Source organism: Ekhidna sp. (assembly GCF_039940915.1).
In the GTDB taxonomy this organism is placed as follows: Bacteria; Bacteroidota; Bacteroidia; order Cytophagales; family Cyclobacteriaceae; genus Ekhidna.
The window spans coordinates 742,915-756,574 of the sequence record NZ_JBDVFO010000001.1; the positions used below are offsets into that span (position 1 = coordinate 742,915).

Below are 13,660 nucleotides of genomic sequence, written 5' to 3' on the forward strand. Positions count from 1 at the left end.
TCTATATTATGAAAAAACTAATATTCTCACTTTTTATCATTGGAATGATCACTGCCTGCGGTGATAAAAACAAAGACTATCTCGTCAAAATCAAGACTGAATATGGAGACATGACCGTGGTGCTGTATGACCAAACTCCCTTGCACAAAAAGAACTTTTTGGAGCTTGCCCGATCGGGCAGATATGACAGCACAAACTTCCACCGCGTGATGGAAGATTTTATGATACAAGGAGGAAATGTGGCAGAGAGAGAAAAAGTGAGCGAAAAAGTTGAGGATCGCGTACCGGCAGAGATAGTAGAAGGCCTATATCACACTAAAGGCTCTTTGGCTGCCGCTCGCCAGCCAGACAATATGAACCCTGAAAAAATGTCTTCTTCAACTCAATTTTACATCGTTGATGGAACACCATGGGAGGTCATGTCTACAAACGTGAGGCTTCTCAATCAAAAAATGGGAGAGCTGCTTCAAGACACCGCCCATAGCGATCTGCTAAAACAGTTTCAGGATTTGGCCAGACAGAGAGATTCCAAAGGAATGAATGATCTGGCAATGCAAAACAAAAGCTTGGTTGAAGAAAAGTATGGGGTCGATCTCACCGCTGATACCTCAGAATATCCTGAAGCATATCAAGGAGTAGGTGGCGCATCATTTCTGGATGGAGAATATACCGTCTTTGGCAAAGTAATAGAAGGGCTTGACGTCATTGATAAAATTGCGGCAGTCAATACAAGTAGAAACCCTGCCACTGGCGAAAAATCTGTGCCGGTGAGTCCCATTTATATGACAATGGAAGTTTTGGAAATGAAGAAAAAGAAAATCACCGAAACTTACGGATATCAGTATCCCGAATCAGAAGAATGACCAAAATATTAGTTACGGGCGCGAATGGTCTCCTCGGTCAAAAATTGATCAAGCTATACAGTGATCGAGCCAACGTAGATGTAATAGCCACAGGCAAAGGCGAAGACAGAAACCCTTCTGGCACCCATACTTATAAAGAATTGGACATTACTTCAAAAGATGAGGTACTGAAAGTACTTGGTGATCTAGTACCTGATGTTGTGATTAACACTGCTGCCATGACTCATGTAGATCAATGTGAGCTAGATCCGGTAAGCTGCCATCAACTCAATGTAGCTGCCGTCTCCCATTTAATTGTTGCCTGCGAAAAGGCAGGAGCCTTTCTTATACACCTGTCGACTGATTTCATTTTTGATGGGAAGGATGGACCGTACAGAGAAGAAGATTTGCCTAACCCCTTAAGCAAATATGCAGAAAGCAAACTCGAGTCTGAGCAGCTGTTAAAAGATAGTGGATTGAAATACGCTATCGTTCGAACCATGCTTGTCTATGGTGTAGTACATGATATGAGTAGGTCTAATATCGTATTGTGGGTGAAGAAAAGCCTGGAAGAAAAAAAGCAAATCAAAGTAGTAAACGATCAGTGGCGCACGCCCACATTGGCGGAAGATCTGGCCAAAGGATGTGCCTTAATCGCACAGAAAAGAGCGGAAGGTGTCTTTCATATTTCGGGGAAGGACATGCTATCTCCTTACGATATGGCAACCGCAACCGCTGATTTCTTCGGATTGGATCGGTCGCTAATAGAAGAGGTTGATGGGTCTATTTTCACACAACCAGCCAAACGCCCAGCCAGAACTGGATTTATTTTAGACAAAGCAAAGAAGGAATTGGGATATGAACCTGTTACATTTAATGAAGGTTTAGCTATTTTAAAATCGCAATTAGATCATGTTTGATGTTGTAATCCTTACCGATGAACGCTTCATCAATCCAAAGAAGCGTAGTGAACACATAGAAAACGTGTTTAAAGAGGATGGTTTGGTCATGGACGAACTAGAAAAACTTGGGCTGAAAACCAAAAAAGTAGCTTGGTCAGATGCCTCCTTCGACTGGTCGCAAACAAGAATAGCGCTCTTTAGAACTACCTGGGATTACGCTGAAAAATTCATGGAATTCAGTGAGTGGTTGATGGATGTATCCATGAGAACCAAATTGGTAAACGACTATGAGACGATCATTTGGAACCTCGATAAACACTACTTGGAAGACCTTCAGCGTGAAGGAGTGAACATTGTAGAAACACATTTCATAGAGCCAGGAGATCAACGCTCACTTCAAGAGATTCACAATGAACTCGGGTGGGAGCATACCGTTCTAAAGCCAGCTATCTCTGCCGCCGCAAAAGATACCTATAAGCTAAACCCTGATGAATGGGCAAAAGTTGAGCAACGATACGCTGCGATCGTAAGCGATGAATCTATGCTCATTCAGCCTTTCCAGGACGATGTAGTGAAAAGAGGAGAAATCTCCTTGATGCTTATTGGAGGCGTATATACCCACGCCGTGCTGAAAGTAGCCAAGCCTGGCGATTTCCGTGTACAAGACGACTTTGGTGGTACCGTTCAAAATTATACTCCTACACAAGAAGAGATTGATCTCGCCATTGCTGCAGTTAACGCGTGTGAAATCCAACCACTTTATGCTCGTGTGGACCTTGTGAATGACAATAATGGTAACCCAGCGGTATCAGAGCTTGAGCTTGTGGAACCAGAAATGTGGTTTCGAAACAATGAAAACTCTGCTCATATGCTTGCTCAGGAGATACAGAAACTGTTTTCGTAAACAGCAAATTCTTTTCAGTCCCAATCTTTTAGTCATTAATTTTATTGTGTGTCTGACCATAAAAAAAGTCAAATAGGAATCATCGGTATGGGATGGGTTGGCTCCAGCGTCGCTTCATCCATACTGCACCAAGGTATTTGCAATGAGCTGTTGCTGAATGACCTCAGAGATGGTTTGGCAGAAGGCGAAGCGATGGATTTCAATCATGGCTCTTCTTTCTACCCCACTGCTAACGTACGATCCGCGAAAATCAAGGAAATGCACAATTGCAAGGCAATTGTAGTGACTGCCGGTCGGGGTGGAAAACCTGGCGAAACCCGCCTCGAACTTCTCCAAGATAACATCGGCATTGCCAAGGATATTGCCACCCAGCTGAAAGGATATCAAGGTATACTAATCATTGTGTCAAACCCAGTCGATGTGTTGACGTACTTCTATCAAAAATTTTCTGGAATCCCTTCTGGAAAAGTCATAGGTACAGGAACCATGCTTGACACTGCCCGATTAAGATCCATCGCTGGGAAAAGGTTAAATCTGAACCCTCGCAGCATTCATGCACAGGTTATTGGTGAGCACGGAGATTCTGAAGTGGTGCTTTGGTCGAGTGCAACAATCGGTGGGGAATCATTGAGGAATTGGGACGGATGGAACGGAAAAGGTGAAGCCGAAATAGCTGAAGAAGTTAGAAAAGCGGCTCAAGAAATCATTAAAAGAAAAGGGGCAACAAATCATGCCATTGGTTTAGTGACGGCTACCTTGATTAAATGGATATTGAGAGGAGAAAGAAGGATCGTCACACTTTCAACTTCACTGGAAGCAGCTTTCGGGTTAACGAATGTTGCACTATCCCTTCCGTGCATATTGAGTGGAAATGGGGTAGAAAAAGTATTAGAGATTACCATGACTGAAGAGGAAAAATCAAATTTTTTTAATTCGGCTGAAGTAATAAAAAAGGCCATTGCTGAAGTAGAAAATTCATGATGAAATGAAGGAGATTTTAGCACCACTCTTCAATTGTGCCAACTTTCCCAAATCTTCATCTAACACCTTGCCGATTCGAGGGTATCCTCCAGTAGTTTGACAATCGTTCATCAGAACAATGGGTTCGCCATTCGCGGGCAATTGGATGGTGCCAGGAACCACCGCTGAAGAAGCAATCTCTCTGAAATCGCATGCTAACTTTCCATTTAATCGGATCCCCATTCGATTACTTGAAGCATCCACCTCAAATACCAGAGCGTCCGGAAGCTCTTTGAGTAAGCCCCACTCCGGCCCTTTCATTATTCGGATGGCTGCAATGCCTTGGGTATCTCTGGGGGGTATCTTCCTTTCTTTCGTTTCCATTCCTGCACCATCAGATTCAATAATGTCTCCCGCTCGCACCGCCCTTCCATCTAGTCCTCCAAATCCTGCCATTAGGTATGTAGAAACACTTCCAAAATCTTCTTTGGCACGTATCCGTCCAGAAATTCCCAAATATCCGTATACATGCTTTGGTGACGAAACTTCTACTTGATCCCCCATCTTTAGTGAAAAGGCCTTCTCATTCAAGCTTTTTCCATTTACGCAAATCGACGCACCCACCACCGAAATCTTTACTTCTTCGAGCACTTCAAACTTCAAACCTCTCATTGCAAACTCCAGCACTGGCCAATCCATTGGGTTTCCGACCAAAGTATTCGCCACAATCATCCATTCCTTATCCATAGCTCCTGACTGGGGAATCCCAAAACGTCTGTACCCAAAACGTCCAAAATCCTGCAGTGTCGTCAACGGACCTAACTTGATCATCTTTAGTTTTCCCATGACTCAAATTTTGCTTTTGTAATCCTGAAAAAACGATATTTCATCCCTACACCAATGAGCATTGGCTCCCGTCTATTGGGGTCAAAAATTTTTGCAGGTGTTCGCCCAATGATGTTCCAACCTCCAGGACTCTCTAGCGAGTAAATGCCGGTCTGACTACCTGCAATGCCAACCGAACCCGATGGCACGTTCTTCCGTGGGTTGTCTAAGCGAGGGCATGTCAACTTTTCATCCAAGCCATCCGCATAAATAAACCCTGGTGTGAAGCCAATAAAGAGCGAACGATATACACTCTTTAGATGCATGGAGATCACCTCTTCGGCTGAAAGGTTTGACTCATTCGCTACACGATCCAAATCCATTCCTGTTTCATAGCAAATAGGTAGTTCAATTACCTTTTTGTCAATTCCAGACTCCTTATCAGAATCAGCATTTTTCCTTAGGAGCTGAAAAATTTGAGGCATCGATAAGGTTGTAAATATGGCTATTGAATGATAAGCTGGAACAATATCTATCAGCTGATCACCTATTATTTTCTCAATTGAATGGCTGCTTTCATGTATTTTCTCAATGGAGGTTTCCTTGCTGCACTCCAAAAGCATTACTTCTTCTCCAAGCTTGAAACAACTCCAGCGTATTTGATTAAACAGCAATGATTTGAATTCCTTTTGCGCCAAGGTGGTGTTTGATTTCTTTAGCTAAAGTTACTGCTCCAGCTGTATCTCCATGTAAACAAATGGACTGAATCTCTAATTGTATCCAATCTTCAGCAAACACGCGCTGATTGATGACCAGTTCTTCAACTTGTTGAACGATCTCATTTGGATTCAACACAGCTCCTTCTTTCGTTCGAGATCTGAGCGATCCGTTGGACTCATATTTTCTATCAGCAAAACCCTCGGATATGAATGGGTAACCTTCTTTTTGTGCAACCTGAGCAGATTCCGATTGAGCAAGTCCCATCCAATAAGCTCCCGGGGCAGCCTCTATAATCACATTTAAAATGAGTTCGGAGATGAATTGCTCTGATGCAGCATGATTGTAAAGTGCGCCATGTGGCTTTACATGATGAAGATCCACACCTTCTTCGCTGCACAGACGTTTGACCAGTGCTATTTGCTCTGAGATACTCTCTGCTAGCTGCTGCGGTTGTATTTGCATGATTTTTCTGCCAAAATGCGCTCTATCGGGATATGAAGGATGCGCTCCTACAGCAATACCATACTTTTTGGCAAGTAAAATCGTCTGCCGCACAGAAGTTTCGTCGCCTATGTGTCCTCCACAAGCGACGTTGCAAGAGGAAATATACGGCATGATGTGCTGATCCAGATCAGCATTGGGATGCTCCCCAAGGTCTGCATTGAGATCGATTCTTTGTGACATCAGATAAAGTTAAATACACTATTCAGGCTTCTAAAGCTAACGATAAGGCTTACGAGTATTACCAGTACAGCCAGACCGTTTTGCCACGACTTATTCACGAACCTATCCAAGAGTGCTTTTTTATTGCACAGATAAATCAAAAAGAAAACAATGATTGGAAGCAAAACGCCATTGGCAATTTGTGCAACCTGAATCACTTGAATCGGTTTGTATCCAATCATTGAAAACAAGGTGCCCACTACCAAAATGAAGATCCAAACCGCTCGAAACTTTACATCTGTTACTTCTCCCTTCCATCCAAAAATTCCACGTGCAGTGTAGGCGGCCGCCAAAGGTGCTGTGATTGAGGATGAGATACCAGCTGCAAACAATCCAACAGCTAAAAAATACTTTGCCCAGTTTCCCATTAGTGGCTCCAACTGTGCAGCCATTTCGCCTAATCCCGACACCCCGCTACCATAGATCGTAGCAGCACTGGTGACCACAATGGCCATTGAGATTAACCCACCGAGTCCTATCGCCGTTGCATTCTCCCTTCGTAAATCCTTCAGATCATCTTGATGTTTCCATTTTTGTTTGACGGATGCTGCATGCAAAAAAAGATTATACGGAACGATTGTCGTGCCAATCAATCCCAAAATGGCCAATTGATTGTGATCCGTAATTGACGGGAGAAATAGGCCTGAGAAAATGGAAGAGATATCTGGTCGTACAATGAGCGCAGTTGCCAAAAAAACAACACTCATGAGAAGCACAAGCACGATTAGGATGCGCTCGATGTGTTTGAACTGACCGACGAAAAGAATGCTGAAAGAAAGAACTCCGATAATTAAGGGCCATGGCAGTGTACTTCCAAGTATTCCTTCAATACCCAATACCGCGCCGGAAATGTTCCCAGCTTCATAGGCAGCATTCCCTACAATAATGGCTGTAAAAATCAGAATTATGGCACTACCTTTTGCTATGGGATTTTCTATTTGCTCGCGTATGGCTTCTCCTAATCCTTGCTGAGTAATCAATCCCAATCGAGCTGTCATTTCTTGTAAAATGATGGTAGCTAATGTGGCGAAAAGCAGTACCCATAAAAGTGTGTAGCCAAAACTTGCTCCACTAATGGTGCAAGCCGTCAGTGTGCCCGGGCCGATGAATGCTGCAGTAACCAATGTGCTTGGTCCAAAGTATTTTCTTAGCCGCTTCATCGATATCCTATTTCGGGGGTTAGTTCTACTTTACTTTTTACAAATTCTCCTGAACCGTGAGCTACTACCTTCCCATATTCATTCTGTAATTCGGCTACTCCCACATAGGATGTATCGAAGGATTCTTTGAACGTCCCCACTGCCGTTAACACCCCTCCATTGACTGGTCGTCTAAAGTGAATGTCGAAAGACTTAGTTAACACAAATGCATCTGTGACCACTGAATTGACTGCAAAGAAAGCTGCGTCATCCAGGAGCTTGAAGTAAACCGACCCATGTATTGCTCCAAGCGCGTGAAAGTACTTTTCATGTATGGTCAATCCAATCTCTGCTTTTCCTTCCGTAATTTTCACCGTAGTAGTATCGAATATCTCCGTGTTGATATTCGCCGAGAGGTACATGCGCTCCAGTTTGTGAAAGTGATTTTCAAGCATCAATGGTGAAGTTAATTGAGACTGTGCCTTCTTTCCTTGCTCCGACGGCATAGCTTTTCTCCATGAAAGCTACATTTCCATCGTAATCAATGGTAATAGCAGTAGAGCAACAGGTGCCATACGCTGGCGTACGAATGCACATTGCTGATAGCGCCTTTTCACGTTCATAGTCTAAACCAGTCTGGGGCAATTGATCGTCTGGAGCTGTTGTTTCATCCTGCATCATGCCAATAAGGTTCTCTGGTGTAAATGCTGTTTGTATCAAGTCACTAAAAGCATTTTTTGCTCTTGTTACTTTGGGCCATGGTGTATCCAACAAGGCATTGCTAAGACCGTAGATACCTGAATCCAAAGCCTGCACCGAGTCGTCATAGTTGCTCACATGAACCAGCTCCTCGTCCAGTACGATCAGGTTAAAACCATTGTATTTTTTTCCTAATTCATGTACTTCTGAAGCATACTGATTAGGTTTAGCACCCTCCAGTAAAAAATTCACCGGAAGATCCCCGCGAGATTGCGCATCTGCTTTTATGTTTTTTATATCCCTGAAGTTGGTGACAGCAGCAAAACGTCCATTGCTATTCATAGCCATCCAGGTGCCCATCGCTTGTAAATCTCTCCCACCAATAATGTCCGTGTGATCCTTCCACCAACCTACCGGTGAGGTAGGGCGTGCATAAAACTCATCCCGGTTTGCTGCTAGGATAAATTTATATTTGGGATGCACATTGTATGCGAAAGTGATTAGACACATGGGCGAAAGCTTTCAAATGAATGGTCTAATTTAGGTTTTTCATATCCATTAACCTGACCAATGAGGAAAGTTCTTCAGTACTTAAAAACCTATCAGCAAGCGCACTTTGACGTGAGGCTGTACGGCACCATCTTAATATTTACAGCGATATGCATTGCTTTAAACTATCGATACGATTTCGAGGACAGTGTCATCGATTCTTATCATGGTGAGCCTATCAAATGGTTGTGGATGTTTTTGTTTCATGGAACGCCTTTCTTCGTTGTGTGCCTCATCCTGTTTGCATTTGGTAAGAAACGAGATTGGCTTAAGAGCAAAAGTTATTGGGTAAAATTCATAGCCGGATTCGGATTGCTGGCCTTGGACCGATCCTTTTATGGTTTCACTGAGTGGCTTCAGTACTTACCAAGAATGGAGTATCACTTCATCATTCGTTGCGCCAACTGGGCATCTAGTTTAATCCTTGTTGTCATTCCATTGATGATCTTGTATCCTTTCCTGGAGAGGGATGAAACAAAGAATTATTATGGGCTCAGTTTGAAAAAATTCAATGCCTGGCCATACCTGATCATGTTGGGGATAGCTGGGGTTTTTATAGGTATAGGCTCATTTTTAGGGGAGATTCAGGAATTTTATCCCAGGTATCGAGGGTCTGGAGCAAATCTCTACTTGACAGCTAATCCGGACGTACCTGAATCGTGGCTGGTTACGATCTATGAATTGTGCTATGGAAGCAATTTCATCTCTGTTGAACTCATCTTTAGAGGTTTTTTAGTCTTTGCCTTTACACGCACGCTTGGAGGGTATGCGGTGCTTCCAATGGTCGTAACTTATGCATTTCTCCATTTTGGTAAGCCGCTTGGAGAAACCATCAGCTCCATTTTTGGTGGCTATCTATTGGGCATCATTTCCTACTATAGTCGCAACATTTGGGGGGGCATTTTCATTCACCTGGGAGTGGCCTGGCTGATGGAGCTATTTGGATGGTTGCAAAGCAACTAATGATGGAAGAGATTATAAAGGTTCTTTGGAGTGCTTCGGACAGTCGGAAAGAATGCCGTGTAAATCTTCAAGGAGAACCATTCCCCAGAATCATTCACCCATATGGTGTCTGCCAAACTTCGAATGGAAAAATTGTTGTGGTTTGCAAGCAAGTAGGTGGCTATACCAAAGGAGGGGGTTTTGAAGGTTACAGGAATTTGATTTTAGAAAAAGTGAAAGAAGTAGAGTTGCTTGAAAAGTCTTTTACGATTGCGCTGGACTTTGATCCCAAAAATTCACTCTACGGAGAGTGGGTTTACTTCATTACCAATTAAGATTATTCTAATTTTACCACTTCGGGATGTGGCTCAGTCCGGTTAGAGTACCCGCTTAGGGTGCGGGAGGTCGCTAGTTCGAATCTAGTCATCCCGACGAAATAGCCACCTAGCGTGGCTATTTTTTGTTAAGCACAATATCCACTATATCGTTTACTGTTCGATTTTCACCAATTAACTGTCTCAAATTCGGACAACTTTAAAACCCCCGGCAATCAATAAATGCCCTTTGCGTACTATCAGTGTGCTTTTTTACGGTCGGCACAAAAGTTGATTGATCTATTGAAGAAATAATACCTAAATCATGAAATCTATACTTTTTAGCCTCACAATAATTCTCTCCACCGGCCTGTTTGCTCAATCAGTTACGTTGGATAATATCGACTTAGATGAAGTATCTGCAGTGGCCTTCAACCTTCCAAATGATGCAACGGTTAAGATCGAGGGCATTGGAGCAGCATTAGATCATGATTGGCAAATCGCTGTTTACTATGGATGGATTGTCGATTCTGAAACACAGAAGGTGGTTTGGCATCTTTTTGACTTTATGGATGACAATGACGTTGAAGTAGATGGTGAATTCGACTTTGCAGATAAGGTAAATCTAAGCAAGGGCCATTATGAATTGTATTATGCATCTGGTAAGACCAACTATGACCGATATAACAACAACCACGCCTGGAGTGTCAACAGTTTCGACGATGTGGTGAAAAAAGTTTTTAACTCCAGGTCTAACAGAAAATTCCGTCACAGCGTGGCTGAAGAGGCATTCATTCGGGTGTCCTCTCAAAGCCTTTCGCGTACGAATATCTACGACTTAATTGATGAAAAAATTGAAGGGTCAATCTTTTCTTTCACCCGAACAGAAGACGATGATTCTATGAAAAAAGGATTTAGCTTAAAGGCAGACACCGATCTTAAAATTTACTCAATTGGTGAAGGAGACCGAGATGAGTCGTACGATTATCTTGTGATTTATGATGCCGCTTCCCGCGAGCCTGTTTTCGAGATGAATTACAGGGATGCTGAGTTTGCAGGTGGAGCTAAGAAGAATATTCTAATTGATGAAGTTATCAGCTTTAAAAAAGGTGATTATATCGCCCAATATGTTTCTGATGACTCCCACTCCTTTGAAAAATGGAATGCATTACCTCCGGACAATCCTTTCTTCTGGGGAGCAACCGCATGGCCAGCAAGTCCTGAAGATGCTAAAAATGTAATTCCTTTTCGTGAGCCTAAAATTGCTACACCCATACTCGACCTGATAAAAGTTCGGGATGATGAACTTGTGTCGCGTGGGCTTTCTGTAAAAGCAGACATGGATGTGAGAGTGATTTGCCTGGGTGAAGGAAATGATGACTTGGTTGATTATGGATGGATTGTGAATGCGAACACCAGAGAAAAAGTCTGGGAAATGAAGGAATACAAGACTGAACATGCTGGAGGAGCAGAAAAAAACAGAAGGGTTTCTGAGATTATCTCATTAGAGAAGGGAGAATACATTGTGTATTACTCAACAGATGGATCTCATTCCTATGAAGAATGGAACAGCACGCCTCCTCGTGAGGCTAGCCAGTGGGGCATTACGTTACTAGCTACAAATGAAGCTGACTTCAGTAAAGTAGAAACGTTTGATCCGCGAGATTTTGTCAGCAAAAATACCATCGCCGAGATTTTGATGGTCGGGGATGATGAACGCATCAGCGAGACTTTTTCGCTAAATCAAACAACTCGCGTACGCATCATCGCCCTGGGTGAGGGAGACAACGATGATATGTATGACTATGCCTACTTAAGGGATGAAGATGGTCAAAGAATTTGGAAAATGGAATATAGAGATTCTGATCATGCGGGAGGTGCTCGTAAAAATCGCTACGTCAGTGAGACGCTTACCTTAGAAAAAGGGGAATACCGTCTGACCTATCGCTCGGATGGATCTCATTCTTACAAGCGATGGAACTCGTCTCCACCTTCCGATCAGGAAATGTGGGGCGTATCTATACGCAAAGAGGAATAATCCTTCCTATTTTTTCCCATCACATTTAAAGGCGAGTTTGTTTTCTTCAGAGGCGGACTCGTCAAAGTAATAGCCTTCATAATCAAAAGCACGTAGGTCGCCGGGGTTGGTAATTTGATTTTCGATCATGAATCGTGACATGAGGCCTCTGGCCTTTTTGGCATAGAAGGAAATAATCTTATACTTCCCATTTTTCAAATCTTTGAACTCCACGTTGAGAATACGTGCTGGAACGTTTTTCTTATCTACGGACTTAAAGTACTCATTGGAGGCCAAATTCAGGATGATATCATCTCCTTGTGCTTTCAAGTCATCCAGCAAAAGGCCGAGAATTTTTTCTCCCCAGTAATCATAGAGCGTCTGATAATCATCAAATGCCAACTTAGTGCCCATTTCTAATCGATAAGGTTGAATGAGATCTAGTGGACGCAGCAGTCCATAGAGTCCGGATAAAATACGGAAGTGCTTTTGTGCAAAGTCCATTTTTTTATCATCAAACGTCTCTGCTTTCAAGCCTTGGTACACGTCTCCATTAAATGCCAGCGCCGCGGGCTTTGCATTTTGCTCATTTTGCTCAAAATCAAATGCTTTGTATCGATGTACATTTAACCCGGCTAGCTGTTTGCTGATACTCATAAGGTCCTTTACCTCATCTGCGGATTTCTTCCTCAAGACATGTATCAGCTCCTGCGTGCATTCCATCAAGCGAGGTTGAGTAGGAGTCGTTTGGTGAGGTGTCTTGAAATCAAGGTTTTTAGCGGGGGATACTACTGCAATCATATATCTTTCCTTTATTTGAGTAACACATATGTAAAATATAAGTTCTTGAGCAAGAAGAAGAAAATCTTATGCAATCTGGTGATTTTAAGGCCTTAGTTCAATCGGTTGTTGATGGAGATCAACCATCCGTCCAATACTACCTTTCCAGTGGTGTCGACCCAAATTTTATTCATCCTGAAATAATGACAACACCGCTAATCGAGGCTGTCAGAATCAATCATCTACCCATAACTAAATTGCTCATAGAAAATGGAGCGGATCCCAGGTTAGTTTCTTCCATCGGAGAATCGGCGTTCAAATTGGCTAAACTCCAAAATAATGAACGTTTGATCGCACTATTTAAAAGGAAAAAGAGATCACTTTTCTCTCTTCATCAAATTTTCAAAAAAATCAACTAACGCTTGCTTACCTTCAGCACGCGCATCCAAAGTTTCTAACAGCGCAAAAGCCTCATCATAATATTCATTCATCTTTTGCTGCGTAAGCTCAAAGATGCCAAGCTCTCCATAAATATTTTTTATAGCATCCACTTTTTCATTTATATCAAAGTCAGTAGCAGATAGCCATCTATCCATTTCTTTCCTCTGAGAGTCATTGGATAGTTCCAGGGCTTTGATCAACAAGTAGGTCTTTTTGTTTGACACAATGTCTCCTCCTACTTGCTTACCAAACTTTGCCTTATCTCCATATACATCCAGCAGGTCATCCATCAATTGGAATCCAATACCTGCTTTTTCTCCGATCGCATTGAGTTGGCTCAATTGAGAATCATCCATACCGGCTAGTAATCCTCCGTACTCCAAACTAAAGCCTAAGAGTACAGCGGTTTTCAATCGAATCATCTCAATGTATTGAGCTTCAGTCACAGTATCAAAGTCTTCGAAATTCATATCCAGCTGCTGTCCTTCACACACTTCAACAGCGCATTTGTTGAATTTCCGAATCGCATCAGGTAAGGACTGTTCCGGACCCTCGAGTAGCTGATCGTAGGCTTTCACCATCATCGTATCGCCGCTGAGAATGGCAACTGTATTATTCCATTTTTCATGAACAGTAGGCTGCCCTCTGCGAATGGGCGCCTCATCCATGATGTCGTCATGCATCAATGTGAAGTTGTGAAAAACCTCCACAGCTAAAGCAGGTGATACGATGACTTCATAGTCTTCCTTTTTCAATCCATAGCCTAGCAAGACAAGCATGGGACGCAATCGCTTTCCTCCTAAAGAAAGGAGGTATCGGATTGGATCATACAAGTTTTCGGGTTGGTCTCCCAATGATAATTGGGTCAGACCAGCTTCGATCTTTTGAAGTTGTTCTTTCATT

At 42.8% G+C, this 13,660-nt stretch carries 16 protein-coding genes and 1 tRNA gene; 9 read left to right on the forward strand and 8 right to left on the reverse strand.

Annotated features, from left to right (window positions below):
• The first annotated feature begins 8 nt into the window (after positions 1–8).
• The 4 genes from ABJF57_RS03380 to ABJF57_RS03395 are packed head-to-tail and all read left to right on the forward strand — an operon-like array spanning position 9 to position 3,629.
• Positions 9–863: a peptidylprolyl isomerase gene (locus ABJF57_RS03380; RefSeq protein ID WP_462231231.1), complete on the forward strand. Its 855-nt coding sequence runs from the start codon at positions 9–11 to the stop codon at positions 861–863.
• A complete protein-coding gene (locus tag ABJF57_RS03385; RefSeq protein WP_462231229.1) occupies positions 860–1,762 on the forward strand; it encodes an SDR family oxidoreductase in 903 nt (300 codons plus the stop codon). The genes ABJF57_RS03380 and ABJF57_RS03385 overlap by 4 nt, the downstream gene beginning before the upstream one ends.
• A complete protein-coding gene (locus tag ABJF57_RS03390; protein WP_462231227.1) occupies positions 1,755–2,648 on the forward strand; it encodes an ATP-grasp domain-containing protein in 894 nt (297 codons plus the stop codon). The genes ABJF57_RS03385 and ABJF57_RS03390 overlap by 8 nt, the downstream gene beginning before the upstream one ends.
• A 48-nt stretch (positions 2,649–2,696) precedes the next feature.
• A complete protein-coding gene (locus ABJF57_RS03395; RefSeq protein ID WP_462231225.1) occupies positions 2,697–3,629 on the forward strand; it encodes an L-lactate dehydrogenase in 933 nt (310 codons plus the stop codon).
• Here the strand turns inward: ABJF57_RS03395 and ABJF57_RS03400 are convergent.
• From ABJF57_RS03400 to ABJF57_RS03425, 6 genes are read right to left on the reverse strand one after another with little or no spacing between them, the layout of a single operon-like run.
• On the reverse strand, positions 3,624–4,454 hold the full coding sequence (locus ABJF57_RS03400; RefSeq protein ID WP_462231223.1) for a 5-oxoprolinase subunit C family protein: 831 nt from the start codon (positions 4,452–4,454) through the stop codon (positions 3,624–3,626). The genes ABJF57_RS03395 and ABJF57_RS03400 overlap by 6 nt on opposite strands.
• Positions 4,442–5,107, reverse strand: coding sequence for a 5-oxoprolinase subunit PxpB (pxpB, locus tag ABJF57_RS03405; protein ID WP_462260548.1), 666 nt, complete (start codon positions 5,105–5,107; stop codon positions 4,442–4,444). Before pxpB ends, ABJF57_RS03400 begins: the two co-directional genes overlap by 13 nt.
• Positions 5,097–5,837, reverse strand: a complete 741-nt coding sequence (gene pxpA, locus ABJF57_RS03410; RefSeq protein WP_462231219.1) for a 5-oxoprolinase subunit PxpA — start codon at positions 5,835–5,837, stop codon at positions 5,097–5,099. Before pxpA ends, pxpB begins: the two co-directional genes overlap by 11 nt.
• Complete coding sequence (locus ABJF57_RS03415) at positions 5,837–7,036, reverse strand: Nramp family divalent metal transporter (protein ID WP_462231217.1); 1,200 nt, start codon at positions 7,034–7,036, stop codon at positions 5,837–5,839. Before ABJF57_RS03415 ends, pxpA begins: the two co-directional genes overlap by 1 nt.
• Positions 7,033–7,470 carry a PaaI family thioesterase gene (locus tag ABJF57_RS03420; RefSeq protein ID WP_462231215.1) on the reverse strand — a complete coding sequence of 146 codons (438 nt, stop codon included), beginning with the start codon at positions 7,468–7,470 and terminating at the stop codon, positions 7,033–7,035. Before ABJF57_RS03420 ends, ABJF57_RS03415 begins: the two co-directional genes overlap by 4 nt.
• On the reverse strand, positions 7,463–8,224 hold the full coding sequence (locus tag ABJF57_RS03425) for an NRDE family protein (RefSeq protein WP_462231213.1): 762 nt from the start codon (positions 8,222–8,224) through the stop codon (positions 7,463–7,465). Before ABJF57_RS03425 ends, ABJF57_RS03420 begins: the two co-directional genes overlap by 8 nt.
• Positions 8,225–8,284: 60 nt before the next feature.
• Between ABJF57_RS03425 and ABJF57_RS03430 the strand changes: the two genes are divergently transcribed.
• The 4 genes from ABJF57_RS03430 (at position 8,285) to ABJF57_RS03445 (ending at position 11,557) form a co-directional block, all read left to right on the forward strand.
• Positions 8,285–9,226: a CPBP family intramembrane glutamic endopeptidase gene (locus ABJF57_RS03430; protein ID WP_462231211.1), complete on the forward strand. Its 942-nt coding sequence runs from the start codon at positions 8,285–8,287 to the stop codon at positions 9,224–9,226.
• Positions 9,226–9,540 carry a hypothetical protein gene (locus ABJF57_RS03435; protein WP_462231209.1) on the forward strand — a complete coding sequence of 105 codons (315 nt, stop codon included), beginning with the start codon at positions 9,226–9,228 and terminating at the stop codon, positions 9,538–9,540. The genes ABJF57_RS03430 and ABJF57_RS03435 overlap by 1 nt, the downstream gene beginning before the upstream one ends.
• Before the next feature lie 22 nt (positions 9,541–9,562).
• Positions 9,563–9,637, forward strand: a tRNA-Pro gene (locus ABJF57_RS03440).
• Between the two features lie 207 nt (positions 9,638–9,844).
• Complete coding sequence (locus ABJF57_RS03445; protein ID WP_462231208.1) at positions 9,845–11,557, forward strand: hypothetical protein; 1,713 nt, start codon at positions 9,845–9,847, stop codon at positions 11,555–11,557.
• Positions 11,558–11,563: 6 nt separating this feature from the next.
• Here the strand turns inward: ABJF57_RS03445 and yaaA are convergent, their stop codons facing one another.
• Entirely contained in the window at positions 11,564–12,337 is a 774-nt protein-coding gene (gene yaaA, locus ABJF57_RS03450) for a peroxide stress protein YaaA (protein WP_462231206.1), read from the reverse strand.
• Between the two features lie 182 nt (positions 12,338–12,519).
• On the opposite strand from yaaA, the gene ABJF57_RS03455 reads away from it, so the two are divergent.
• Positions 12,520–12,735, forward strand: a complete 216-nt coding sequence (locus ABJF57_RS03455) for a hypothetical protein (protein ID WP_462236037.1) — start codon at positions 12,520–12,522, stop codon at positions 12,733–12,735.
• Here ABJF57_RS03455 and ABJF57_RS03460 read toward each other — a convergent pair.
• Positions 12,694–13,659 carry a polyprenyl synthetase family protein gene (locus ABJF57_RS03460; RefSeq protein WP_462231202.1) on the reverse strand — a complete coding sequence of 322 codons (966 nt, stop codon included), beginning with the start codon at positions 13,657–13,659 and terminating at the stop codon, positions 12,694–12,696. The two genes, ABJF57_RS03455 and ABJF57_RS03460, sit on opposite strands and share 42 nt — an antisense overlap.
• Between the last annotated feature and the right edge of the window lies 1 nt (position 13,660).

What these genes read in the sequence shown, in the direction of transcription:
- ABJF57_RS03380 (WP_462231231.1), top strand. Translation starts at nt 9, where the DNA reads ATGAAAAAACTAATATTCTCACTTTTTATCATTGGAATGATCACTGCC.
- ABJF57_RS03385 (WP_462231229.1), top strand. Translation starts at nt 860, where the DNA reads ATGACCAAAATATTAGTTACGGGCGCGAATGGTCTCCTCGGTCAAAAA.
- ABJF57_RS03390 (WP_462231227.1), top strand. Translation starts at nt 1,755, where the DNA reads ATGTTTGATGTTGTAATCCTTACCGATGAACGCTTCATCAATCCAAAG.
- ABJF57_RS03400 (WP_462231223.1), bottom strand. Translation starts at nt 4,454, where the DNA reads ATGGGAAAACTAAAGATGATCAAGTTAGGTCCGTTGACGACACTGCAG.
- pxpA (WP_462231219.1), bottom strand. Translation starts at nt 5,837, where the DNA reads ATGTCACAAAGAATCGATCTCAATGCAGACCTTGGGGAGCATCCCAAT.
- ABJF57_RS03415 (WP_462231217.1), bottom strand. Translation starts at nt 7,036, where the DNA reads ATGAAGCGGCTAAGAAAATACTTTGGACCAAGCACATTGGTTACTGCA.
- ABJF57_RS03420 (WP_462231215.1), bottom strand. Translation starts at nt 7,470, where the DNA reads ATGCTTGAAAATCACTTTCACAAACTGGAGCGCATGTACCTCTCGGCG.
- ABJF57_RS03425 (WP_462231213.1), bottom strand. Translation starts at nt 8,224, where the DNA reads ATGTGTCTAATCACTTTCGCATACAATGTGCATCCCAAATATAAATTT.
- ABJF57_RS03430 (WP_462231211.1), top strand. Translation starts at nt 8,285, where the DNA reads ATGAGGAAAGTTCTTCAGTACTTAAAAACCTATCAGCAAGCGCACTTT.
- ABJF57_RS03435 (WP_462231209.1), top strand. Translation starts at nt 9,226, where the DNA reads ATGATGGAAGAGATTATAAAGGTTCTTTGGAGTGCTTCGGACAGTCGG.
- ABJF57_RS03445 (WP_462231208.1), top strand. Translation starts at nt 9,845, where the DNA reads ATGAAATCTATACTTTTTAGCCTCACAATAATTCTCTCCACCGGCCTG.
- yaaA (WP_462231206.1), bottom strand. Translation starts at nt 12,337, where the DNA reads ATGATTGCAGTAGTATCCCCCGCTAAAAACCTTGATTTCAAGACACCT.
- ABJF57_RS03455 (WP_462236037.1), top strand. Translation starts at nt 12,520, where the DNA reads ATGACAACACCGCTAATCGAGGCTGTCAGAATCAATCATCTACCCATA.
- ABJF57_RS03460 (WP_462231202.1), bottom strand. Translation starts at nt 13,659, where the DNA reads ATGAAAGAACAACTTCAAAAGATCGAAGCTGGTCTGACCCAATTATCA.